Origin of the sequence: Pseudomonas frederiksbergensis (genome assembly GCF_000802155.2) — a bacterium.
Taxonomy (GTDB): domain Bacteria; phylum Pseudomonadota; class Gammaproteobacteria; order Pseudomonadales; family Pseudomonadaceae; genus Aquipseudomonas; species Aquipseudomonas frederiksbergensis_A.
On the sequence record NZ_JQGJ02000002.1, the window covers coordinates 522,620 to 545,578 of the forward strand.

Annotated in this window: 20 protein-coding genes; 5 read left to right on the forward strand and 15 right to left on the reverse strand. The window is 56.4% G+C overall.

All coding sequences use genetic code 11. The features are described from left to right. Window positions 1-300: 300 nt before the first annotated feature. Window positions 301-1,203, forward strand: coding sequence for a hypothetical protein (locus tag JZ00_RS05470; protein ID WP_025214508.1), 903 nt, complete (start codon window positions 301-303; stop codon window positions 1,201-1,203). Window positions 1,204-1,470: 267 nt separating this feature from the next. On the opposite strand, the gene JZ00_RS05475 is transcribed toward JZ00_RS05470, so the two are convergent. Beyond that, window positions 1,471-1,776, reverse strand: a complete 306-nt coding sequence (locus JZ00_RS05475) for a hypothetical protein (RefSeq protein ID WP_025214509.1) — start codon at window positions 1,774-1,776, stop codon at window positions 1,471-1,473. Between the two features lie 256 nt (window positions 1,777-2,032). Beyond that, window positions 2,033-4,660 (reverse strand): AAA family ATPase, encoded by a 2,628-nt coding sequence (locus tag JZ00_RS05480; protein WP_039588694.1) that lies wholly within the window; start codon window positions 4,658-4,660, stop codon window positions 2,033-2,035. 332 nt (window positions 4,661-4,992) lie between these two features. Here JZ00_RS05480 and JZ00_RS05485 point away from each other — a divergent pair, with 332 nt between their 5' ends. Both JZ00_RS05485 and JZ00_RS05490 read left to right on the forward strand, forming a co-directional pair. Beyond that, entirely contained in the window at window positions 4,993-5,517 is a 525-nt protein-coding gene (locus JZ00_RS05485) for a hypothetical protein (protein ID WP_235433051.1), read from the forward strand. 507 nt (window positions 5,518-6,024) lie between these two features. Then, window positions 6,025-6,396 carry a LysR substrate-binding domain-containing protein gene (locus JZ00_RS05490; RefSeq protein WP_268794799.1) on the forward strand — a complete coding sequence of 124 codons (372 nt, stop codon included), beginning with the start codon at window positions 6,025-6,027 and terminating at the stop codon, window positions 6,394-6,396. A 455-nt stretch (window positions 6,397-6,851) separates the two neighbouring features. Here the strand turns inward: JZ00_RS05490 and JZ00_RS05495 are convergent, their stop codons facing one another. The 6 genes from JZ00_RS05495 to JZ00_RS05520 all read right to left on the reverse strand — a co-directional run bounded on the left by JZ00_RS05495 (window position 6,852) and on the right by JZ00_RS05520 (window position 14,715). Next, entirely contained in the window at window positions 6,852-7,205 is a 354-nt protein-coding gene (locus JZ00_RS05495) for a copper-binding protein (protein WP_039588695.1), read from the reverse strand. Further along, window positions 7,202-10,360, reverse strand: coding sequence for an efflux RND transporter permease subunit (locus JZ00_RS05500; protein WP_039588696.1), 3,159 nt, complete (start codon window positions 10,358-10,360; stop codon window positions 7,202-7,204). Before JZ00_RS05500 ends, JZ00_RS05495 begins: the two co-directional genes overlap by 4 nt. Next, a complete protein-coding gene (locus JZ00_RS05505; protein WP_039588697.1) occupies window positions 10,357-11,841 on the reverse strand; it encodes an efflux RND transporter periplasmic adaptor subunit in 1,485 nt (494 codons plus the stop codon). Before JZ00_RS05505 ends, JZ00_RS05500 begins: the two co-directional genes overlap by 4 nt. Beyond that, entirely contained in the window at window positions 11,838-13,094 is a 1,257-nt protein-coding gene (locus JZ00_RS05510) for a TolC family protein (protein WP_039588698.1), read from the reverse strand. Before JZ00_RS05510 ends, JZ00_RS05505 begins: the two co-directional genes overlap by 4 nt. 99 nt (window positions 13,095-13,193) lie before the next feature. Further along, window positions 13,194-13,535, reverse strand: a complete 342-nt coding sequence (locus JZ00_RS05515; RefSeq protein WP_039588699.1) for a hypothetical protein — start codon at window positions 13,533-13,535, stop codon at window positions 13,194-13,196. Between the two features lie 322 nt (window positions 13,536-13,857). Next, the gene (locus tag JZ00_RS05520) at window positions 13,858-14,715 is read right to left on the reverse strand and encodes a sterol desaturase family protein (RefSeq protein WP_039588700.1); all 858 of its coding nucleotides are present in this window, start codon (window positions 14,713-14,715) and stop codon (window positions 13,858-13,860) included. Between the two features lie 162 nt (window positions 14,716-14,877). Here JZ00_RS05520 and JZ00_RS05525 point away from each other — a divergent pair, with 162 nt between their 5' ends. Then, window positions 14,878-15,771, forward strand: coding sequence for a cation transporter (locus JZ00_RS05525; protein WP_082112041.1), 894 nt, complete (start codon window positions 14,878-14,880; stop codon window positions 15,769-15,771). 30 nt (window positions 15,772-15,801) lie between these two features. On the opposite strand, the gene JZ00_RS29930 is transcribed toward JZ00_RS05525, so the two are convergent. The 6 genes from JZ00_RS29930 to JZ00_RS05555 all read right to left on the reverse strand — a co-directional run bounded on the left by JZ00_RS29930 (window position 15,802) and on the right by JZ00_RS05555 (window position 21,143). Then, window positions 15,802-16,569 (reverse strand): helix-turn-helix transcriptional regulator, encoded by a 768-nt coding sequence (locus JZ00_RS29930; protein WP_312023777.1) that lies wholly within the window; start codon window positions 16,567-16,569, stop codon window positions 15,802-15,804. Then, on the reverse strand, window positions 16,569-17,072 hold the full coding sequence (gene lspA / locus JZ00_RS05535) for a signal peptidase II (protein WP_046509174.1): 504 nt from the start codon (window positions 17,070-17,072) through the stop codon (window positions 16,569-16,571). Before lspA ends, JZ00_RS29930 begins: the two co-directional genes overlap by 1 nt. Further along, window positions 17,069-17,413, reverse strand: coding sequence for a DUF3703 domain-containing protein (locus JZ00_RS05540; protein ID WP_039588703.1), 345 nt, complete (start codon window positions 17,411-17,413; stop codon window positions 17,069-17,071). The genes lspA and JZ00_RS05540 overlap by 4 nt, the downstream gene beginning before the upstream one ends. A 7-nt stretch (window positions 17,414-17,420) precedes the next feature. Then, window positions 17,421-19,517: a heavy metal translocating P-type ATPase gene (locus tag JZ00_RS05545; RefSeq protein WP_039588704.1), complete on the reverse strand. Its 2,097-nt coding sequence runs from the start codon at window positions 19,515-19,517 to the stop codon at window positions 17,421-17,423. A 545-nt stretch (window positions 19,518-20,062) separates the two neighbouring features. Next, entirely contained in the window at window positions 20,063-20,707 is a 645-nt protein-coding gene (locus JZ00_RS05550) for a DsbA family protein (RefSeq protein WP_039588705.1), read from the reverse strand. Beyond that, entirely contained in the window at window positions 20,700-21,143 is a 444-nt protein-coding gene (locus tag JZ00_RS05555; RefSeq protein WP_039588706.1) for a disulfide bond formation protein B, read from the reverse strand. Before JZ00_RS05555 ends, JZ00_RS05550 begins: the two co-directional genes overlap by 8 nt. A 102-nt stretch (window positions 21,144-21,245) precedes the next feature. On the opposite strand from JZ00_RS05555, the gene JZ00_RS29935 reads away from it, so the two are divergent. Then, complete coding sequence (locus JZ00_RS29935; protein WP_039588707.1) at window positions 21,246-21,653, forward strand: MerR family transcriptional regulator; 408 nt, start codon at window positions 21,246-21,248, stop codon at window positions 21,651-21,653. Window positions 21,654-21,734: 81 nt separating this feature from the next. Here the strand turns inward: JZ00_RS29935 and arsJ are convergent, their stop codons facing one another. Next, window positions 21,735-22,952, reverse strand: coding sequence for an organoarsenical effux MFS transporter ArsJ (arsJ, locus tag JZ00_RS05560; protein ID WP_039588708.1), 1,218 nt, complete (start codon window positions 22,950-22,952; stop codon window positions 21,735-21,737). Window positions 22,953-22,959 lie beyond the last annotated feature (7 nt).

Here is a 22,959-nt window from a genome sequence, read left to right on the forward strand (position 1 = left end):
ACCGTGAGAGTATTTGAAGAAGCCTGGCACCGCCGATAAGCTATTCAAAGACAGGCTTTACACATGCCTTCCGAGTTTTAACTCCTCAATTACGAGCCCCGCCCCTAGGTAGTCAGCTATCGGAGAGAGAATGAACGCAGTTGACGTTGGCGGGATATCAGTGCGCGACACGTCACTCACCGCTAATCCTGCGGGCGTCGACGGACTGATTAGGATCAACCCCTCCTGCTTCTGACTTTAGCCCTGACGTAACGCTGAGGTAGACTCATCGCATTCAGCCCCACAAGCGTGAGATCAATAATGGCTAGAGACACAATTACCGAAGGGGGCGGCGAGCGCTCGGCAACCCCTTTAGAAATCTATGGACGTAAGGCCAATGGGCAGTATCTCCCTCGGCTCGCACTCGCCAATCAGTTGCTCAAATGCGTGAATGTCGAAGTCACAAACATCCAGATTCATGCTGGGCGCCCGCTTGATCTGACTCCTGTCTTCGAAGCGCTTAGGGCATTACCACTGCAGCTCCAGCACCAAGCGCTGCTCAAGAGCTACAAAGGTGTACTCAATCTCTACGAAAGCTACCTCCACCATGGCGATGAGCTGTATCTCAAGGATGTGCTACTAAATTGCGCCAATGAGGTACCAGGATTCGATTCGGCGCTGGCTGAGACGCTGCAGACCCTGGTGCCTGATCCATATGATTATCGCTTCAGACAAACCCACTTGGAACCGCTCAACAGCCTCTGTAATTCGTACCTCGGCATGCTGGCCTACAACTTCCACGCCGTGACGATCTATCACCCAGCGACTGCAGCCAACGAGCCAGTGATCCAGGGGTTCGTCAACCGCGCGATTATGTTGCTCAAAACGAAGCTGGGTGAAACCCTAAGGCCCAACGGTGCTATACAGGGCTCGCTGTATCTTGAGGCATTCCACGAGGTGGACACAGATCGATTCGAACGCTACTTAGCTTACGATGACCGGAATGATTCTAGTCGGAGCATTCGTACATTCGTAGCAAATGCCAATCGCAACGAGAGTTGGGAAAACGAAGTTCGACTGGCAAAGCCGAAGGTTGACGATAGCTCCCGATGGCTCGCCGATAAGCTGATTGAGCTCATTGATCGATTCCAAGCACTAAACACCGCAAAAAATAGCTTCGACCCACAAGTGAACGACGAGCCAGGCCTCCCGATCGAAACCTGAAGCTGGCCTGAAGGGCGGCGTCAAACTCAACGCTACGACAATGCGCGTCGCCCATTCGCCACCAAACCGCAAAACCGCAAAATCCACGAAGCTTCGCAGCTTCGGCGTCATCCGTCCGGTCTTGGGCATACAAGAGATTCAAGGAGCGAGCAGGAACTGCGTACTGGGGGAGCAGCTCAACCAGTAAGGGTGATGACAAGTAAACAGGCTGCCCCGAACTGCAACCGGTTTAGACGATGGTGGCCACTTCGTTCGGAGCAGTTCCACTCACATCGGGGTGCCTGAGACCACTTCAACGTATCGGTATTTCTTACGGGCAGCCTTGATTGCCTGCTGCTCTGCCAACAGAGTGCTGAGCGTGTCAGCCTCATGGATCAGCTCAAACATGCGGCCTTCGTACTCGTTGCTGACATGTAACGTGACTTTGATCCTTGGCCTAAATGGTTTGGTTGCCTTCTTCTTGTCTGTCGGAGCACCAGGCCTGGAGAATATTACGCTTGGAACGGACTCTGGCTGGGATGCCACCCTCTCTGGCACAGCAGATTCAATGCTACCGAACAACGCTCGGCGCATCTCATCTTCGCTCAATTCAGTACCACATAACTCCTCAGGTGCAGTAGCAAACCTGCAGGATCTCACCATCATGGTAGAGAGCCACTGCACCCCGTCGACTGAACGATGCATGCTCAATTAAGCTTTCTCAGAAAGTCTGAGGCAATCGCTTTCAATCACTTACCCCCGCACATTTCCCAGTGGACTGTCGGCAGATAGGTGCCTCGCGTTTCGGACAGCAGAGCCCTCATCCACGAGCTCTCGCCGTCCCCTACCCTCAACCGTTCCTCAGCACTTCTAGACCCCGATCCATTGCAAGAGCAGCCGTTACAATCGTGTTGACCGCGGCTCGATCAAACTCATGATCTTGCTGGGAGTCGTGCGTCCCGCTGTTCAGATAACTCCATTCAATGGAGGCCCCATTGATGTGAAGCAGAGCCTCAAGCCCAGCAAGGAAGTCCTGAAGGCCCTGGGCAGGATTCGGAATCCGACCAAGCGCAGCTCGAAGCTTGAGACATTTGTTGTTCAATTCCCATTTGGCTCGGGGGCCGCCAAGCTTGAGCTCTAATCGTCCATCCTGACGTTTCCCAAACCATGTCCATGCCCGATCCGTCAAACTTTCAATTGCCGCCCTTGAGTGGCGCAATGCATCGCGCTTCTCTTCGGCTTGCAACGCCGCATTGGCAAGCAAAACGTAATTCTTTGTAGGTGGGTCGGTGTCGATGCGTAGATGATGCTCGCCATGGTGGGGAAGGAAGCGGTACCGACGAATCTGCGCTGCCCGCTGGGCGCCAATCTCCTGCTGGATTCGGTGCAAAAATTCCTCGGCATGCGAGGTGAGGATGACCTGCTTGGCATCGAGCAGACCACTCTCAAAGAAGGTACGCCAGATGCCATCTCGATGCTCATCATCAATCGCGTTGACGACATCGTCGAAGATCACGATTGGGCAGTCCTCTGCGAGATTTTTCGCCAGAAGAATCGCCAGACCCAGGCACCGGATATGTCCCTCGCTCAAGATCAGCAAGGCGTCATAACGTTCACCTGGCTGACCTACGAATTCAATTTCGATTTTCCCGTTTTCAGCCAATGGCAGCCATAGCGCATTGATCTGAGCTGGCCGTGGATCTTCCCGGTTGAACAGGTTGTAGAGATCCCGAGCACTGTCACCCAGCCCCTGCAGCAATTGAGCAGGCAATGCGGCCAGGTACGCCTGCAGCTGGAGCAGATAGGCATCGTAAGCAACCTTGATCCGCCTATTGTGCTCAAGCACCAGCGCCTCGCGCCCCACCTCTTCGATCAATTGCTGATTATCAGTTTCGAATTGGGTGATCGTTGCTTGCGCCTGAGTGAACTCTTGAAGTGCTTGAGCGCGCATCAGCCTGCAGCGCTCGATTTCACCTCTGAACCCATCGAGCGTCTGACGTTGCTGTACAAAGGTCTGTCTTTGCTCGACGACCTGACGGCTAGCAGCATCCGCCTGCTCAATGAAAGTCATCAGTTGCATCAGCGCTTGCCACGACCTCTCACTGTCACTCATCCAGGGCTGCAGCCACTGACCGACAGAAGTGGGAGGAAGTACGGGCAATTGAGCTGCCTGGAATTCGTTTGGGCATACCTGTGACGCGACATCGCACACCCGCCGCATTTCAATGAGCAACGACCGCAAGGCTTCATTGCAGTTATTGGTGGCGTCCACTGACTGTTGCTGCAAGGTTCTAAGCTCGGCGAGTTGCGCCAATCCCGTTCGCGCGCGTTCAAATGGATCATAAGCGACCCTATCCAGTGGCGTACCACACGCCGGGCACGCAGCTGCACCCTCTGCCAACTGCAGGAGGGAATCGTAGAGGTTGGAAAACGAAACGTCCGCCGCTCTGGCATTGAGCGCCTGCTGCGCTGCTTGGCTTGCCCCATGCCACTCATAGACCTGTGCGCGCATTTGCCATAGGCTCGCGGCAGTGCACCCATGGATGATGGGTAACGGTGACTCCAGGACACCTTGCAAATACGCCAATTGGCCCGGCCTCTCCTGCGTGCCAAAAATCCAGTCGACACAGCCTTGATAAGTGCTGCCCGGATAAATTCTGGCTGCCAACGCCTCCTCTCCCTGAGCAATCCCTACGAGCCGTTGTGGATAGCCATCCAAGGTCTGCTGAGAGGCGGCGACCTGGTTGCGCCTTCCCTCCAATTGAATAGCTTTGATGCTGGAAATACTAAGGTTTTCATCCAGCGTGGCATTGAAGCCCCTGACAAATTCGCTGAACTGGTCGACGCCGAACAAGGTGGCGATCAATTGGCGCTGATCACCTGGAGTTCTTGCGGCGATGCGACCGAAGTCATCGAGCCGGTTTTTCTCCACGAAGCAGAAACGAAAGCTCTCTTCGTCTGCCTGCACCTGAGCCGCAGTAGCACCGTTTAGCGAACCCATCAACCGCGGCGCTACATGGCGTCCCAAGCGTGCGTTATTACAGTAGGCGCGATTATCAAATCGCTTGGCCTCTGCCTCACTGATCGAGCCGAGCATGGCCATTTCGAGCGCTTCGAAAAAGCTGCTTTTCCCTGTCCCGTTCGGCCCGTAGATCAAGGTGATATCACGGCTCAAGTCGAATGATTCGGCCTGCATGAACCCTCGAAACGGGCCGACCTCCAATCGGTCCAGGCGCAAATGACTGCGAGCGGCTTGAGCAAGCTGAGTGGCCCCAGGTAGCTCTGCAGGCGTTTGAGCAAGCTGCTGAAGCGCGAGAGGAGCCAGCCTCGTAGAGCGCCCCCGTCTTTGGGTACCCACCTCCGCCAGAATGCGAAGATTTGCCATGATCAGGTTCGCCATGCGCCGGACGTCATCGTGCACTGGCTGGCCGGCCAGATAGACCAAAAACCGCTGATATTCCGCCTGTAAACTAGACATGACCGCTCCCTATGTTGATCAAGTAACCGCACTCCCTCTTTGGAGAGCTCGGCAAAGAGCGTAGTCGGAAAAATGCGGTACTAGCATGCGGCAACTCCCTGGCGAGGAGTGTTAGCGACCACTGTGCAGAGTGATAAGAGAAGCAGAGGTGCAACCAAGCGGCATTGTCAGCCAGAAGCGGCGATGATAGTGTCAGCACTAGGTGCTCGGTAGGTGCCTGCAGTCCACACTCGTGAAGCTTTAGCACTATCGTGATCGTTGAAGTACCCCGACCTGACTCTCATCAGGTTGCCTTGTAGTGGACGCCGGGCAAGCATTGCAGGAGCTGCTCCATGCAGATTACCTACAGCCACATCAAGAAAATCAAGCGTGTCGCGAAAGAACTGAAGCACACTCACCCTTCCCTCAAACTCGGCCAACGGCAAGACATCGCTGCCGTCCAAGAGCTTGGTGTCAGGAACTACTATGAGGCGAGTCGTCTGTATGACAGATGGCTCATGGAACATGTCCACACTCCCCCAGGTGGCACTGGCGTAAGCAAATGCTCGTTCTGTGAGTTCAGCTTCTCAGCTGACCTCAAGCAGGATCGTGATCTTCATCGTGAGATCCATGAGCGCTACCATGAAGTTAGCGAAGCGTTGGGATATGTCCCGGCTGGTTTGATGGATCGCGAACGGATGAAGCGCAACGCTTTCTACAGAAGACCTGGAAACAAGGCTCGAAGGGCTGCTACAGGCACTGCATGGCTGGTTCGACCGATCGCTCTCAAGCGCGATCTACGGCGGATACTGGCGCAAACATCCGACCTTCGACGACTACGTGTCTATGATCCAGGACACGCTCTCCGACAACTATGAAAAACTGAAAGCCGAACTCAAAACCAGATACGGGTACAGACCGGGACAGATTGCTCCCGGTGACAGTAATTGGTATCCGAAGACGCGCTAATCCTGGTGTGGGCCTTACCTGATGGGTAAGGCCTGCTGGAGAACCCAGCCTAGATGCAGATGCCATGCTCAAGCCGCATCAACCAATCATGGACATCTGAGTATCCTGATGGCCGGGACAGCAGGACGCACGGAGCTTTATGACCTAGGGCCTGGAATAACTTTGCATTTGGTTACCCAGAGGGGATCCGGCACGTTTACTCAATTGCCGGAAATAGCCCGACACTGCCTGCAACCGCGTATGCTCGAGATGCATTGACCAATATTGTGGCCGACGGCTGTGATGCCGGTATACGCGTGGGCGAGGGTCTGGCCGAACACATGGTCGCCGTCCCGATCACGCCGCCATTGTCGATGGCTGTTGTGGGCACGCCAGCCTATTTCAAATGTCACGGCCAGCCCTAAACACCCGATGATCTGGCGAAGCACAATTGCCTGCGCTTTCGCCTCCCCAGCGGCGCCATAGCCCCTTGGGAGTTCACGTCACCGAGCGAGGATGGCCACTCGTTTACTCTGGAGCCTGTTGGTAACCTCACAACCAACGAGGATGACAGTATGATCCGTGTTGCCCTGCAGAATGTGGGATTGGTGCAACACATCGACATCGCAGTGCGTGAGCACCTGGAGTCAGGCGCGCTGGTACAGGTGCTGTCAGAGTGGTGTAAATCCTTTGCAGGTTTCTACATTTACGCACCTACCCGCGCGCAGATACCAGCAAAAGTCAGTACGTTGATTGATTTTCTAGTAAAGAAACGGGAGGCATTGGCTGCCAGGCGCCCACGGTCGTGACAGGAGATTTGCCATTGAGGCCTGGATCGCAGAAGACTACCTTCCCACTACGGCAGTGAATTGAGGCTCCGCTGAAGACCACCATGCAACACCATCGGCTTCTGTCAGAAATCGCCATTCTCGATCGCCCCCATATCCCGCGCTACTGGGGGCAAAACCGGGGGCATATTTTAGTTTTTCCGACCTGGGAATACTGCACTAGAGCCAAGTCAAAATGTTTTTTGGCGCCCCTGAGAGTCTCTAGGCGTCTCCTGTCAGGCTGTTAATATAATCATTTCTGCCTTTTCATAGACCATGGAGAGCCATCCACTTCCAGAAAATTGCTACATTGGGGGCATATCTGAGGGCATGCTTTGGATGGTTTGAAAAGGATGCCCCCAGCCTCACTGGCTTGCTCCATGCGGTGTTCTGACAGCGACCGGCACACCAGGGCGCGCCGGTTACTTCCACCACCGTTAATTCTTTCCTATTGAAACAATAGTGGCGTTGCCGCCCTCTAGCCGAAAGGAGAATGTCACGCGGTCGCCGACTGTCAGCCCTGTTAGCTGATCTTCCGTGACGGAGAAGGCCATGGTCATTGGCGGCCATTTCACCGCTGGAACAGCGCCGTGAGAGAGGGTCACTATATGCTTCGTAATATCAATCGCCTTGATCGTTCCGTCAGCGGTGGCGACTGGAGCCTGGGTTGTTTCCTGCTGCATCTGCATGCCCTCCATTCCGTCCATTTTCATGCCCGGCATGTCCTCTGCGGGGACCGAAAGAGATAGAGTAAAGACAGTGCTTGCTACTGCAATCAGGGTCAGTTTCATACGAGGTTTCCTTCAGGTTTGATGGGTTCAACTGAGAGGTTTCTGCGGCGCATCAGGCGATAGGCCGCCGGAATGACAAACAGGGAAAGCAAGGGGGCCGTGACCATGCCGCCGACCATGGGCGCGGCGATTCGGCTCATCACCTCACTGCCGGTTCCACTGCCCAGCAGGATGGGTAACAGGCCGGCTATGATCACGGCAACGGTCATGGCCTTGGGTCTAACACGCTGCACGGCGCCTTCACGAATCGCCGCCACCAGCCCGCGTTCAGTACTGTCACCGAGGTCTTCACGTTCGGCCCAGGCGTTCTTCAGGTAGAGCAGCATGATTACGCCAAATTCGGCGGAAACACCGGCCAAGGCGATAAAACCGACCCCGGTGGCGACAGACAGATTGAACCCCAACAGATAGAGGAACCACGCCCCGCCAGTCAATGCGAATGGCAGAGTGGTCATGATCAATAAGGCCTCATCGAAGCGGGAGAAAGTGAGGTAGAGCAGCACGAAGATGATCAACAGCGTGGCCGGCACCACCAGTTTGAGTCGTGCGTTAGCCCTTTCGAGAAACTCGAACTGCCCTGAGTAACTCAGGCTCATGCCGGGCTGCAACTTGACCTGCTCGTTGACCACCCTACGTAGATCGGCGACTACCGAAGCAATGTCCCGGTCACGCACGTCGATGTACACCCAACCAGAGGGCCGTGCGTTCTCGCTCTTGAGCATCGGCGGACCGTCCGTGACCTTGACCTTCGCCACAGTGCCAAGGGTGATCTGGCTCCCCAAAGGGGTATAGATCGGCAATTGCTCCAGGGCGCCGAGCGAGTCACGCCACTCCCGTGGGTAACGCACGTTGATCGGGAAGCGTGCGAGCCCTTCAATGGTCTCGCCGACATTTTCACCGCCGATAGCGCCGGCCACGATGGACTGCACATCGGCGATATTCAGTCCGTAGCGAGCGGCGGCTTTGCGGTCGATATCCACATCGATATAGCGACCACCAGTTAGTCGCTCGGCCAGAGCCGAACTGACGCCGGGTACGCCCTTGGCCACCCGTTCGACTGCCTGAGTCGCGGCATCGATTTCCGATAGGTTGGTGCCCGCAACTTTCACTCCGATGGGACTCTTGATCCCCGTAGCCAGCATGTCGATACGGTTGCGAATCGGTGGTATCCAGATATTGGTAAGCCCAGGGACTCGTACCACTCGATCCAGTTCTTCCACCAATTTTTCCTGTGTCATGCCTGGACGCCATTGCTCGTGCGGCTTGAATTGGATGGTGGTTTCGAACATCTCCAGCGGTGCCGGGTCGGTGGCGGTTTCAGCGCGGCCGGCTTTACCGAAGACGTGTTCGACCTCTGGAACGGTCTTGATCAAACGGTCGGTCTGTTGCAGCAATTGCGCCGCTTTCTGCGCCGACAGCCCCGGCAGAGCGGAAGGCATATAGAGCAGGTCACCCTCGTCTAACGGGGGGAGAAACTCGCCACCCAAGCGCGACAATGGCCATAGCGCACTGACAAAAACCAGCAGCGCCACCAGCAGCGTGATTTTGGGTCGGCGCAAGACTGCGTCCAGGGCGGGCTGATAGACCCGAATCAACCACCGGTTCAACGGGTTCTGTTGTTCACTGGGAATTCGTCCCCGAATCCAGTAGCCCATCAGCACTGGCACCAAGGTCACTGACAATCCCGCCGCTGCGGCCATGGCGTAGGTCTTGGTGAAAGCCAAAGGACCGAACAGCCGTCCCTCCTGAGCCTCCAGCGTGAACACCGGAATGAACGAAAGGGTGATGATCAACAAACAGAAGAACAGTGCTGGGCCTACCTCTGCTGCCGCTTCAGTCATAACATGCCAATGACGCTCCCCCTTCAGTTCCTCTCCAGGGTTGGCCACGTGCCAAGCTTCAATCTTCTTGTGGGCGTTCTCGATCATCACCACGGCGGCATCGACCATGGCGCCGATGGCGATAGCAATCCCGCCCAAGGACATGATATTGGCGTTGATCCCTTGGTAGCGCATGACAATAAAAGCGATCAACACCCCCACCGGCAGGGAGATGATCGCTACCAGCGACGAGCGCAAGTGCCAAAGAAAGATACCGCAGACCAAGGCGACGACGATGAACTCTTCGATGAGCTTGTGGCTGAGATTTTCCACCGCGCGGTCAATCAGCTTGCTGCGATCGTAGGTGGTGACGATTTCCACGCCGGCCGGCAGGCTGCTTTTCAGTTCGTCGAGTTTGGTCTTGACCGCCGCAATGGTCTCGCGAGCGTTCTTGCCGCTGCGCAAAATCACCACGCCACCGACGGTCTCGCCTTCGCCGTCGAGTTCAGTGATGCCACGGCGCATCTCCGGGCCCAACTGAATCGTGGCGACATCGCCAAGGGCCACCGGTACGCCGCCCGCACCCAACTTGAGTGGGATCGACCGGAAGTCATTGAGCGTCTTCAGGTAGCCGGACGCGCGCACGATGAACTCGGTCTCTGCCATCTCCAGCACTGCGCCACCGGTTTCCTGATTGGCCTTGCCGATAGCCTCAGTTACCTCGGCCTGAGTGATACCCAGGCTGGCCAGTTTGAGCGGATCAAGCTGCACCTGGTACTGTTTAACCATGCCACCCACGGTGGCCACTTCCGCCACGTTGGGCAGGGTCTTGAGTTCGAACTTGAGGAACCAGTCCTGAAGTGCGCGTAGCTGCGCCAGGTCGTGTCCGCCACTGCGATCCACCAGTGCGTACTGATAGATCCAACCCACCCCCGTCGCATCCGGCCCCAACGCCGGCTTGGCGCTGACCGGCAAGCGGCTTTGTATTTGGCTCAGATACTCCAACACCCGAGAGCGGGCCCAGTACAAGTCAGTGCCGTCTTCGAACAGCACGTACACGAAGCTGTCACCGAAGAAGGAATAACCACGCACCGTCTTGGCTCCCGGCACCGAGAGCATGGTGGTGGCCAACGGATAGGTCACCTGGTTCTCGACAATCTGCGGCGCTTGTCCCGGAAAAGGGGTGCGGATGATCACCTGAACATCCGAGAGATCTGGCAGCGCATCGATGGGCGTGCTCTGCACCGACCAAATGCCCCAAGCCGTGACAAACAGCGTCGCCAGTAGCACCAGGAATCGGTTGGCCACTGACCAACGAATCAGGGCAGCGATCATCGCTGGCTCCCCGATTTTTCCAGGCGCTCAACACGCAGGCCATCGTCGGTCTGACTCACCGCAACCCGAACCTTGTCACCCGTTTTGAAGCCCTGCATCAGCGCCGGGTTGGCGAGTGGGAACGTCATCGTCATGCCCGGCATGCCCAGCGTCTTGAAGGGACCATGGGCGAGCGTGACTTCTTTGTCGTTGATCTCAACGATCTGCCCATCCGCTTCATGAAAGCTGGAGGCTGCTGCGCTGGGTGGTGACTCTTCCTCCGAGCTTGCAACGATGCCCTTGAGACTGGCCTCCGAGTCGAGCAGGAACTGGCCAGAAGTAACCACCTTCTGGCCTTCTTCCAGCCCTTTCACTATCGCCGTCTTGCCGTCGCTTTCCTGCCCGAGTTGCACCGCCACGGGACGGTAGCGGCCGGCGTCTTCAGCGAGCATCACCAGAGCACGTCGGCCCGTGCGAATGACGGCTTCGCTCGGCACCCACAACACACTTTGCCCGGTCGAGCGGTTCAGGCGTACCTGCGCGGTCAAACCCGGCCTGAGGCGCCCGTCCGGATTGGGTAGTTCCACCCGTACACGAAGGGTGCGGCTGTCCGGATTAGTCTCGGGCAAAATCGCGCTGACCTTGCCATTGAGCGTTGTCCCTGGGAGGGCTGGCAGACGCGCTTCGACCGCCTGCCCCACGGTGATCGATCCGGCATCCGATTCTGGAACGGCCACCGCTAGCCAGACACTGCTCAAGCCATTGACGCGTGCCAACGTATCGCCAGTCGCCACGGTCATGCCCGCACGTACGTTCAATTCTTGCAGCACACCGGCAATGGGGCTGGTAAGCGTCAGATAGGGCTGAACCTTACCGCTACGTTCTACCTGAGTAATCAGTGTTGCCGGCATCCCTGTGAGTCGTAGTCGCTGGCGAGCCGCAGCCAACAGGTCAGCATCCCCGTTGCGCTTCAGGGCAAGAAACTCTGTCTGGGCAGCGGCCCACTCAGGCACCAGGATATCCGCCAACGCCGCGTTGGCTTTGAGTACATCGCCGGGAGCATGGGCATAGACCCGCTCCACAAAGCCAGTGGTGCGTGCCTGAATCACAGCGACATCACGTTCGTTGAACATCAAGGCACCTGTCACATCGAGGCTCGACTCAAAGATCCCACGAGTGATAGTCGCAAAACGCAGACCTAGATTCTGGGTCAGAGCTGGATCGATACTGACGGCCGCACGGTCCCCTGCGCCATTGGCATATTGGGGAACCAGTTGCATGTCCATGAAGGGGGATTTCCCCGGCTTATCGAACTTTTGCTGCGGGTACATGGGGTCGTACCAATACAGCGCCTTGCGTTCATCCGGTGAGTTGAGGCGCTGTTCCGGGGCGGTACCTGGTACGCCGCTCATGCGCTGGTGAGCGAACCAGTAGCCACCGGCAACACCCAATGCCAGCGAGATGCCTACCAGCAATGCCCCGTTCCATTTTTTAAGGATCATTGGCTGGACTCCCCATAAGCAAAATACAGACGCGCACTGGTCAGTGCTCGCTGCTCTTCCACATCGATCTGTTTGAGACGGGCTTCGATGAGTTCACGTCGGGCGGTAACAACGGTGTTTAAATCGCCTTTGCCGGCGCGATAACTGGCCATACTGAGTTCGACCTTTTCCCTGGCCAGCGGCAACAGGCTTTCCTGGTTGCGGCTTACCGCACGATTCAAGCGCTCATAGTCAGCCAGTTCGTTTTCCAGTTGCTGAGTGTGCTCGCGTGACAGAGCATCGCGCTCAGCCTCAAGCTGACTGAGTTCAGCCTGTTTGGCTGCGATTTTGGGATTTTGCCGAGAGTCAGGAAACAGCGGTAGATCCCAGGAAAATTGCACACTGACCATGTCGCCAAACTCACGGCCACGGCGCAGGTAATCCAGTTCCCAGCTCCAGTCCGACTGCTTCTCCGACACGGCTTCACGAACCTTGGCTTGCGCTTCACGGGTCATCGGCGCAAACGCTGCCAACTCGGGGTGGTGTTGCAGTTTATGGGCGTAGCTTGAGGGATCGACAGGCCATTGAGGCAAGCTGCCCACAGGCTTGTCGTTGGCGGCGGAGCCAATCCAGCGTTTGAGGGCCGCTCGGGCCTGCACGCGCTGGCGAACCAGATCGTCCTGTTGCTCCGCCAGTTGAGCCGCTTCTTGCTTGGGCGTCACCGCATCGGCGGGTTGAGCGCGGCCACCGGCAATCTGGGCGCGGACGGTATCGGTCAGCAGGCGGTTTTCTTTGTAGAAGTCCTGGAACAACGCATCTTTGCGCTCAACCGAGTAGCTGCTGATCCAGGCCAACGCCGTGGACTGGCGTACCTTCAGGCGTTCGACTCGACGCTCCGCAGAGGCACGATCAATAGCTGCATCGGCGACTTCGATACGCGCTTTTCGCTTGTCGCTGTTGGGCATCTCCTGCCTGACCCCGACCATCTGCATGGTCATGAAGTCCTGGTCGATGCTCCAACGATCCGGGCCGCCAATGGGATAGTTCTGCACACCCACCAATAATTTGGGGTCAGGTAATTCTCCGGCTGGAACAGCCGCGCTGCTAGCAGCCTGAATTTTGGCGTCTTGTGCGGTCAGCGACGGTGCATTGTTTTCGGCCAGCCGCAACGCTTCATCGAGTGTCAAAGCGGCAGCGAAGCTCGGCAATGCCAGTACGCTTGCCGCCAGACCGGCCACGAGGGACCAACCTGTGCAATAGCACTTGGGATTCATGTTCACGATTCCTGTGATGATCCACTACGCGCTTCATAAGACATGTGCGCAGATATGCCATCCCGCTAAAGCGGAATGAGGCTCAGTGTGGTACAGGAATCAAACGCGAGGCGGTCGCCATACCCCGGACGGGGTTTGTACGGGCAGAGAATCGCTGAAGAAGGAAACCACTACGGGGCTGAATACGGTTACAGGAGGCTTGAGGATCGAGACTTGCAGCATGCCGCCAGTCTTGCATTCCTGGCCCGGCTTGCAAGGTTTGCCGTGCTCGGAAGGGCTTTTCATATCGTTGCAACAGTCCATGCCCATGTCGTCCATCATCGCCATGCCCATCGTCTTCATCGGGCAAGGTTCTGTCGGTGCCTGAACACCCGCCATCCCGCTGAGGGGAAGCGCCAGGCTGATCAAGAAGATGAGGAAAAACCGCAGATAGCGTTTCATGGGCTGGAGTGTAGTCGCTGCAAATGACTCTTACAATTGGACACGGGTCATCAACAACCACTCGTCAAAGTCTGAGGTAGGCGATAACACCTGACGTGAATTAAGCCAACATTATGTGTAAAAAAATAGGCGTTCACGCCGAATTATTTACCCGTCATACGTGGGCTCGCAACACTCCATCCCGCCATTGAGCGGGGAATTTAGCCGAGAATTGACTTGGTTACCCTAAAAGTTCGCATTCGGCACCTGTGCTGTCATCGGATCGCTTCTCGATTGTGTGGCGGGGCTAATTCGCCGAGTGATCACTTCCAATCGAACGTACTTAAAACTTCCGCCTAAACGGCGCGACCAACTGGGCTCGATACCCAGTTGGATAGTCCCGCTCTTGCAGCCCTACCTGCGCATCGCCGAGCCTGTCTGCTCCGTCATAGAAGGTTCCGAACATGTGATCCCAAAGAAGTAAGAACTCGCCGAAGTTTACTTGGGCATCTTCGAACTCTCGCTTATGGTGCCAACGATGTGTCTCCGCGACCCCAATCACGTTGCGTAACCAACCCAGTGAGTAATCCAGGTTCGAATGCTGGAAAGCCAGGTGGACGGTCAAGATGCTGAACCAAGTTGCGATTACAGCAGACGGTGCCCCTGATGCGAGCAGAACCACCAACCCTGGTCCGGCCATCAGCGCCGCATGCAGAGGATGTCTACGCTCCCCATTCATCCAATAAAGTCGCTCTGCGCTGTGATGAATCATGTGAAAACGCCACAACCAGTGCACTCGATGGCTGATGCGGTGCATGACATACAGGCTTAGATCGAGCACGGCGGCGACTAGTACCAGCTGCAACCACAGAGGACTCTCGATCGGAAAGAGGCGAACCGAAGCCGGCACCGCATCGCCAAGCCTGGCCAGGATTTCAGCAGTGAATTGAATGACGGTAAGGTTGATCAGCATGTGCAACAGGTCTGTGGCGGTGTCGTGATGATCTTCGAGCCAAGCTTCGCGAAAAGGCTGGAGTCTCTCTAAACCAACGATAACTATCAGCCCCACGGCGGCGACCAGGGGCATGATGGGCCACGACGGTACGCCGGTGTATAGCGCCCAAATCATAAAGGCGGCACTGCCACCAAATACCAGCGGATAGCTCATCCAGCGTATGGCAAATCGAAGGGAAAGAGGCATCGCTCAACTCCTGTATAGGGAGCCATGACAATACATAGCGAGGCTAACGCTTGAATTGAACGAAAGAGCTACGATCTTGGAAATTAATATTTCTATGCTTGACCTTATAGCTGCTAGAAGGTTTGTAATCGATAGGACTAAGTCCACTTGGAGAAGCGGCTCATGAGTTCTTGTGATAAATCCTGCGGCTGTGGCCCCGCTTCGGCGGGCTCGAAAGCAGCTGCTACACCTTCAGCTGAAGGGACCTGGGTCAGCAATTTTTCGGTTCCGAAAATGGACTGCCCGTCCGAAGAACGAATGATCCGGCTCGCGCTAAACGGCTTACCCGAGATCGATTCATTGTCCTTTGATCTATCGGGCAGACAGGTAAGCGTATTTCACGAAGGAGCAGTTGATCAGATTGCCATTAAGCTGGAGTCACTTGGCCTTGGAGCAACGCTGCTAGGCACACAACCAGCCAGCCGGGAGTCCGCGTCGGCCAATAGTGCCAATGAAGAGTTGAATGCTTCGAAAGAAGCCGGCACGCTGAAGATCTTGCTCGCCATCAATGCCGCAATGTTTGTCGTCGAAATGGGTGCTGGCTTATTCGCTCAGTCGACTGGTCTGATTGCTGACTCGCTGGACATGTTTGCTGATGCTGCCGTCTACGGGCTAGCTCTCTATGCGGTCGGCCGCAGCGCGCAGATGCAAGTACGTGCAGCCCATTTGGCAGGTTTTTTCCAGATCGTATTGGCTTTGGGTGTGCTTTTTGAAGTGGCTCGACGCTTTCTCTACGGCAGTGAACCTGAATCGATGCTGATGATAGGGATTGGCACCGTCGCGCTGGTGGCAAACGTCAGTTGTCTGTGGCTGATCTATGGCCACCGCGAAGGTGGCGCACACATGAAAGCGAGTTGGATTTTCTCAGCTAACGATGTGATCGCGAACATTGGCGTAATCGCTGCGGGGGCATTGGTCGCGTGGACAGGATCTCCCTCCCCAGACTTGGTTATTGGTACGGTCGTGGGCCTCATCGTTCTGAACGGTGCGCGCCGAATTCTGTCGTTGAAGGCCTAACCAATCGGATCGGCACATGGTCTTAATACCCTATGATCGCGCAGCTCGCGAGGCACTCGCTTCGTGCAGATACACCTCGGCGAGCGCCGATGAGGGATCGATGCCCAGTAGCGATCGAAAGGTCCTGGAGAAATGAGCAGAGTCGGAGAAGCCTGACTCGTGCGCGGCATTTGTCATTGGTCGTCCGCAGGCCAAGTATCGAACAGCTTGGGTCAGGCGTAGCCACTTGGCGTAGCTGCGCAGCGGCAAACCAGTTTGCTCCACGAACCAGTGCGAAAATCGAGTTGGGGACAGGTGGACCAGTGCTGCTAATTCTTCGCGTCGTACCTTGCCCTGGTGAATCGCTGTGCTGACTATCGCCAGGCGTGGATCTGGGGCTGGTAAGACGTCGAGTACCTGTAGAGCCTTTCGTACCGCAGACCGAGGGTCTCCCGCGCGTTCGTTCAGGGAATCAGCAATTCTTTGAGCGTCAGATAGTGCGATCTTAATTGGCGTCGGCGTAATGCTATGTGGCAACGCTTGCGCTACATCTGTCAGTACATCCAAGTAAATCGAAACGATGAGCGCGCCGCTGATTCGATGGCGGACTCCCGCGGGAATGAACACCGAGAACCCAGTGTGCTCGCTTTGCGGGCATTCCACGGTCACAGGCACATCGAGGCCGATGGCTATTTGATGAGCCTGATGGTGATGCCAATCCTGATGGCCGGCACGGCCAGCAAAGACCGCCAGCCCAGGCGCTAGCCAAGCGCGACCGGACCACCTGAGCGGGCCGACTGTAAGGTCGCGCTCCATCATCAGCGCTTACCTAACATCGCAGGGCTTACCAGGCTACTGACTAACAAGAGCAGCACGCCGCCAACGATGGCGATATCCGCTATATTGAACGCCGGCCAGTGCCAGCCTTGGTAGTGAAAGTCCAGATAATCCACGACAAACCCCCGGACAGACCGGTCGATGAGATTACCCACCGCCCCACCCAAGACGAGGCTATAACCCAGGGCTTCGCTCCATCGACGTTCTCGGCGAAGGATCACGATGAGCGTCGATGCAACGGCCAGGGCAATGACAACGAAGAGGTAACGCTGCCAGCCGCCAGCGTCAGCCAAGAAGCTAAACGCGGCACCGGTATTACGGGCATGCACCACGTTGAAGAAGGGGCCTACGGCGAAGGACGAACCCAGCTCATACAGGTGCTCGATGGCGAACTTGAGGCCTTGGTCGAACAATGCCAGGAAGGCCGCGATTCCCCACCACAACCCAGGCATCGGGGCGTATGTAGCCTCTTGGTAAGTGTTCATTGACTGTCCCGTAGTAGCTGTTTCAGCTCATCTGATAGCGGCATCGGTTGAAAGGCGCTGACTCTTGCTCGTCCGGTATTGCCCAGAGGCACCCATATCTTGGAGAACAGCAAAGCAGCCGGAATGCGCGCCGCCTGGCCAAGCATCTCTCGGTAGTCCCGCTCCTCCCAGCCGGCCAGAAACATCAGCCAATGGCTGTAAGCATGGAGCAGAGGCATTCGCTGCGTAAGGATGTGAGCTTTTTCCAGCCAGGGATAAGCCCGCTGAGGGGATTTTGCCCCCAGGGCCTGCCTGGCGTTCAGGAAGGATTCGTCGATAGCCGCGCGCAAGTCGTTGTTCACGTCAGTCTCACTTACGCAGCAAGCGCAGGCCATTCAGGACGACTAAAAGGCTCACCCCCATATCAGCGAATACCGCCATCCACATCGTGGCATGACCGGTGAGCGTGACGACCAGGAAGATGACTTTAATGCCCAGAGCGAGCGCGATATTTTGCGTAAGCACTGCTCCGGTCTGGCGGGAGAGACGAATGAAGGCCGGAATTTTGCGCAAATCATCATCCATGATTGCGACATCGGCGGTCTCGATCGCAGTATCGGTGCCGGCAGCGCCCATGGCGAAGCCCACATTGGCCCGAGCAAGCGCCGGTGCGTCGTTGATGCCATCACCCACCATACCCACGGTGCCTTGGTTATTGATCAGGGCTTCAATGGCACTGAGCTTGTCGATCGGCAGCAGGCTGCCCTTGGCCTCGTCGATACCCACCTGGGCGGCGATCGCCTGCGCGGTGTGCGGATTATCACCCGTCAACATCAAGGTCTTCACACCTAGTGCGTGGAGTTCCTCAATTGCGACCCGGCTGGTGTCCTTTACCGTATCGGCTACTGCAAACAATGCCAGCGCCTGGGTATCATCGGACAGAATGACCACAGTTTTACCCTGCCGCTCAAGGTGATCCAGCGCCACTTCGATGTCCGGCGAGCAGAAGCCCAGCTCTTCCAGCAAACGATGGTTGCCTAATTGGTAGCGCTTCCCCTCGATCGTGCCATGGACGCCGCGACCAAGTAGGGCTTCGAAGTTTTCCACCTCCAGTATCCGCAGCGATTGCTGGGCCGCTTGTTTGGCGATGGCCTGCGATACTGGATGATCCGAGCGGTGGGCAAGGCTCGCAGCGGCACTGCGATAATCTCCAGGCACTCCATCAGCCAGAGGCAAAAAGTCGGTTTGTATTGGCTTGCCGTGGGTAATAGTCCCAGTTTTATCCAAGGCCAGATGAGTGATCTTGCGACCGCTTTCCAAGTACACGCCACCCTTGATCAGGATGCCTTTTCTGGCCGCCGCAGCGAGACCGCTTACAATGGTAACCGGAGTGGAAATCACCAGAGCGCAAGGACACGCCACTACCAGGAGCACCAGCGCCCGATAGATCCAGTCAGTCCACAATCCGCCCAAAAGCAGCGGCGGTAATACCGCAATAGCAACGGCGAAGAAGAACACCGCCGGTGTATAAACCTTGGCAAACCTATCGACGGTCCGTTGGATCGGCGCCCGCGAACTTTGGGCTTCTTCAACCGCATGAATGATTCGAGCCAGCGTCGTATTACTGGCCTCAGCCGTCACGCGGTACTCGAAGGACCCAGACTCATTGATGGAGCCGGCATACACAGCATCATCGACAGTTTTCTCGATGGGCAGGCTCTCCCCCGTGATAGGGGCTTGGTTGACGGTAGAGTTGCCGGAGGCGACATCTCCATCCAGGCCGATACGTTCGCCAGGGCGGACCCGAACCAAGGAACCGATCTCGACGGTTTTCACATCGACTTCCAGCCAGCTGCCGTCTGACTGGCGTACCGTTGCTCGCTCCGGGGTCAGGTCCATCAGCCCCTTGATCGCATTGCGTGCACGATCCAGCGACTTGGCCTCGACCATTTCGGCAACGGTAAACAAAAACATGACCATAGCCGCTTCTGGCCACTGTCCGATCAGCACTGCTCCCGTCACCGCGATGCTCATCAAGGCATTGATGTTCAGGTTGAGGTGTTTGAGCGAAATCCAGCCTTTCTTGTAAGTCGTGGGCCCGCAGAGGGTGATGGCGACTAAGGCGACGGCCGCAACCACCCATTCCGGGGCTGACTGGGTGAAGTGCAAACCTTCCGCGACTACCGCAGCAACACCAGACAGCGCTAATGGCCACCAACTGCTTTTACGCGGTGATGAAACTTGAGGTTCGGCATGTGGCGCATCGGCGTTAGATGCCTTGCCGTCAGCCATCAACGGTTCGGCGTGCATGCCAAGCGATGACACAGCCGCTTCAATGCTCAACGTGTCCGGCAGTTTGTGCCAGACGCCCAGAGTACGCTTCATCATGTTGAACTCCAGCCTTTGAATCCCACTCATTCGAGCGAGCTTGCCCTCGATCATTGTCTGCTCGGAAGGACAGCACATTTGTCCGATCCGGAAACTGCTGAAGCGAGTCGTGTCGCCAGCATCGGCTGAAGACACTTTTGCTTCCCAAGCGCTGGAGCCATCCGCATCAGAGGTAGGACAGCACGCGTCGGTAAAGAGATCGTTACCAGCCGGGGCGGCAGGTTTGCTCGGTTCGGCGAGGGCATATAAAGTGGAAGCCGGTGTTACGGCATCGCAACTTGATTCGGCGCCGTCCAAAGAAGGAGAGCAACAACCGGTGCCTTCTGCTTTGGTCGGCACCGGATTAACGTCCAAGGTTTTCGGAGCGCAGCAACTGCTCTTGAACTGGTTCTGGACTGCGTTTGTATCGCAAGTCGTTGGGGCGGGTGCACAGCAACCTGTAAGTGGCGTCGGGTCAAAGACCTCAACGCCGGTTTGACTTTCAGTTGCTTTCTTATCATCGCAGCAGCTTTTCACAAGGACACTCTCCACAAGTCATGGTAAAGAGTGAACACCCTATAGCCACTATAAGGTCAAGCGCTGATTCGATACCGAAGAGCATTTTTCAGCGCGACCGTTCGTGCTCATCGCGATTGGTTGATTTCGCTCCAAATCAGATCATAGAGCTGCTGAGCACCGAAGTTGGTCAGCGGCTTACCATTGACGAAAAATGTCGGTGTTCCGCTTACGCCTACGGTTTTCGCATCCGCGGCATCCCGTTCAATAGTAGCTGTGATTTCTGGGGACGCCATTTCTTTACGAGCCTTGGCCACGTCTAAGCCTGCCTGAGCCGCTGCGTCCCATGCTGCTGAAGCCTGTGCATCATCATGCCATTGCGGTTGGGCCTCTAGGACAGCTTCAAGCACCGGTGCAAATACGTCCTGTTTACGCGCAGTCTCAAGAAGCCGGATGGCTTCTTCAGACCCCGGGTGAAGCTTCACATAGCGCAGCACCAGACGAACGTCGGTCGGGTGCTGGGACATCATCTTTTTGACGATAGGATAGAAGGCACGACAGCTTTCACACGACGGGTCAAAGAACTCAACAATGGTCACCGGGGCGTTGGCAGGGCCGAAGCTTGGCGAATTAAAGCGCTCCAGAGCGCTGTTTTGCGGCACGGGGACGGTGGCCTGGGGAACAGTGGTGGCACGATCATAAAAAAAAGCAACGACTGCGAAGCCCACTACTGTAAGGACGCTAATGACGAGGACGATGGTACGTCTACTCATAGGTAAATCTCCGACGGATGAGAACGAGAAGGATGGTCAGGATGCTGAACACGCCCAGCGATAACAGTGGTAGCGGAATACCACTAAGAATGGTCATGTCGGCGCCAGAGCAGGACGGACCGGCCCCGCAGGGTTTGATGGTTTCGGGGATCAGTCCGAAATAAAGCAGGTTGTGATAGAGCGCGATGAGCCAGCCCATAACGGCTAATGGCAATGCATAACGCCAAACGCCCGCGTCCGACATGCTGCAAGCAACACCCAGCACCAGGACGAGCGGGAACATGAATGCGCGTTGAAACCAACAAAGAACACAGGGCACTTGCCCCATGACTTCGCCAACGAACAACACGGCAAGTGTTGATATAAGCGCAAGCAGCCATGCGCAGAGCAGGAGCGCCCATACCCCGGATTGACGTGGTAGGTGTGTGGTTTCCATCGGATCAAAACCCTTTATGTCGCATGGTAAGGGCGAACACGGATTTGCTAATCGCCTGAAGCGAGTAGAATGAAGGTTCTAGCCACTATAAGGTCAAGCGAAATGAGTGTGGCCACTTACACGGTCGGTGCCTTGGCGAAGGCGACCGATACCAAAGCGGTAACCATCCGCTATTACGAGCAGTCAGGGCTGCTTCCTTCAGCAGGAAGATCACCATCTGGCTACCGCTTTTACACGGATGGAGAGCGCAACCGGCTATTGTTCATTCGCCGCAGCCGCGCATTGGGTTTCAGCCTGGATGATATTCGTGAGTTGCTGGACCTTGCTGATCGACGCGATGCCTCTTGTGCTGCGGTGGACGCAAAAGTCGAAGGGCAATTAGAGCAGGTGCGAATGCGTATTCGAGACTTACAAGGTTTAGAAGCCGAACTGACACGACTCAGCGCTTGCTGTCAGGGTGGTGTTATAGAGCAATGCCGCATCATTGAGTCGCTGTCGAATCGCAGTTAACTGACGAAGCATTTCGTAAAAAATGTAAAGGCAGCAGAATGGCGGCATTTAGTGCCGCCAGAAAAGGACCAAGAGACTATTTCAGTGACTTGCATGCCGGGGCAATGCAACTGAAATCAAAGCTGCAAGCAGCACGAAGACACTCGATATCCATAAGCACGCACCCAGACCATACACCTGATAAACCCAGCCGGAGAGCACCGTGCCGATCAACCGGCCCATGGCGTTCGACATGTAATAAAACCCAACATCCAGCGACACGCCGTCTTCCTTGGCATATGACACGATCAGGTAGCTGTGCAGCGACGAATTCACCGCAAACAGCACACCAAAAACCATGAGACCGCCTAGCAGTACCGTCTGCGGTGACCACCCGGCGTTGAGCCCAAGCGCAATCAATGCCGGCAGCCCCGCCAGGACAAGTGTCCACACAAAGGCCGCACGCCCATCCGGGACATGCCCACTCTTCTTGCCGGTGATGCTGGGAGCGAAAGACTGCACGATGCCGTAACCAATCACCCAGGCCGCCAGGAAGCCGCCCACCTTCCAGAAATCCCAGCCGAAGACGCTGCTCAAGTACACCGGCAAAGCCACCACGAACCAGACATCCCGGGCACCGAATAGGAACATCCGCGCCGCCGAAAGAATGTTGATCGCCCGACTCTTGGACAGGATGTCGCGAAACTTGGGTTTGGCTTTTGCCTTGCCCAGGTCCTTCTTCAACAACATCACGCTGCTGATCCAGATCACGGCCAGGACACCCGCCATGGCCAGCAAAGCGCCTTTGAAGCCGATCAGGGCCAGCAAGGCTCCGCCAAGAAAGAAGCCAACACCCTTGAGTGCGTTCTTCGAGCCGGTGAGGATCGCCACCCATTGGTAAAGCTTGCCCTGCTGACCATCGGGGACCAACAGCTTGATCGAGCTTTTGGCGCTCATCTTGTTCAGGTCTTTGGCAATCCCAGACAGCGCCTGGGCACCCATCACCCAGGGGATGGTCAGCCAGGCCACCGGAACCGTAAGCATCAGCAATGCTGCGACCTGGATGCCCAGCCCGATGTTCATGGTCCGGTTAAGACCCAGCCTGGCGCCGAGGTAACCACCCACCAGATTGGTGATCACACCAAAGATTTCGTAGAACAGAAATAACGCGGCGATTTGCAGCGGGCTGTAGCCCAACGCGTGAAAGTGCAGCACCACCAACATGCGCAGGGCGCCGTCGGTGAGGGTGAAGGCCCAGTAGTTGCCCGTCACGAGCAGGTACTGCCGCACTTCCGGAGCAAGGGCTGACAAGGCTTTCATGACCGCT

What these genes read in the sequence shown, in the direction of transcription:
- JZ00_RS05480 (WP_039588694.1), bottom strand. Translation starts at nt 4,660, where the DNA reads ATGTCTAGTTTACAGGCGGAATATCAGCGGTTTTTGGTCTATCTGGCC.
- JZ00_RS05470 (WP_025214508.1), top strand. Translation starts at nt 301, where the DNA reads ATGGCTAGAGACACAATTACCGAAGGGGGCGGCGAGCGCTCGGCAACC.
- JZ00_RS05515 (WP_039588699.1), bottom strand. Translation starts at nt 13,535, where the DNA reads ATGAAACGCTATCTGCGGTTTTTCCTCATCTTCTTGATCAGCCTGGCG.
- JZ00_RS05485 (WP_235433051.1), top strand. Translation starts at nt 4,993, where the DNA reads ATGCAGATTACCTACAGCCACATCAAGAAAATCAAGCGTGTCGCGAAA.
- JZ00_RS05555 (WP_039588706.1), bottom strand. Translation starts at nt 21,143, where the DNA reads ATGGAAACCACACACCTACCACGTCAATCCGGGGTATGGGCGCTCCTG.
- JZ00_RS05475 (WP_025214509.1), bottom strand. Translation starts at nt 1,776, where the DNA reads ATGCGCCGAGCGTTGTTCGGTAGCATTGAATCTGCTGTGCCAGAGAGG.
- JZ00_RS05495 (WP_039588695.1), bottom strand. Translation starts at nt 7,205, where the DNA reads ATGAAACTGACCCTGATTGCAGTAGCAAGCACTGTCTTTACTCTATCT.
- JZ00_RS05550 (WP_039588705.1), bottom strand. Translation starts at nt 20,707, where the DNA reads ATGAGTAGACGTACCATCGTCCTCGTCATTAGCGTCCTTACAGTAGTG.
- JZ00_RS29935 (WP_039588707.1), top strand. Translation starts at nt 21,246, where the DNA reads ATGAGTGTGGCCACTTACACGGTCGGTGCCTTGGCGAAGGCGACCGAT.
- JZ00_RS05525 (WP_082112041.1), top strand. Translation starts at nt 14,878, where the DNA reads ATGAGTTCTTGTGATAAATCCTGCGGCTGTGGCCCCGCTTCGGCGGGC.
- JZ00_RS29930 (WP_312023777.1), bottom strand. Translation starts at nt 16,569, where the DNA reads ATGATGGAGCGCGACCTTACAGTCGGCCCGCTCAGGTGGTCCGGTCGC.
- JZ00_RS05500 (WP_039588696.1), bottom strand. Translation starts at nt 10,360, where the DNA reads ATGATCGCTGCCCTGATTCGTTGGTCAGTGGCCAACCGATTCCTGGTG.
- arsJ (WP_039588708.1), bottom strand. Translation starts at nt 22,952, where the DNA reads ATGAAAGCCTTGTCAGCCCTTGCTCCGGAAGTGCGGCAGTACCTGCTC.
- JZ00_RS05505 (WP_039588697.1), bottom strand. Translation starts at nt 11,841, where the DNA reads ATGATCCTTAAAAAATGGAACGGGGCATTGCTGGTAGGCATCTCGCTG.
- JZ00_RS05520 (WP_039588700.1), bottom strand. Translation starts at nt 14,715, where the DNA reads ATGCCTCTTTCCCTTCGATTTGCCATACGCTGGATGAGCTATCCGCTG.
- JZ00_RS05510 (WP_039588698.1), bottom strand. Translation starts at nt 13,094, where the DNA reads ATGAATCCCAAGTGCTATTGCACAGGTTGGTCCCTCGTGGCCGGTCTG.
- JZ00_RS05545 (WP_039588704.1), bottom strand. Translation starts at nt 19,517, where the DNA reads ATGTGCTGTCCTTCCGAGCAGACAATGATCGAGGGCAAGCTCGCTCGA.
- lspA (WP_046509174.1), bottom strand. Translation starts at nt 17,072, where the DNA reads ATGAACACTTACCAAGAGGCTACATACGCCCCGATGCCTGGGTTGTGG.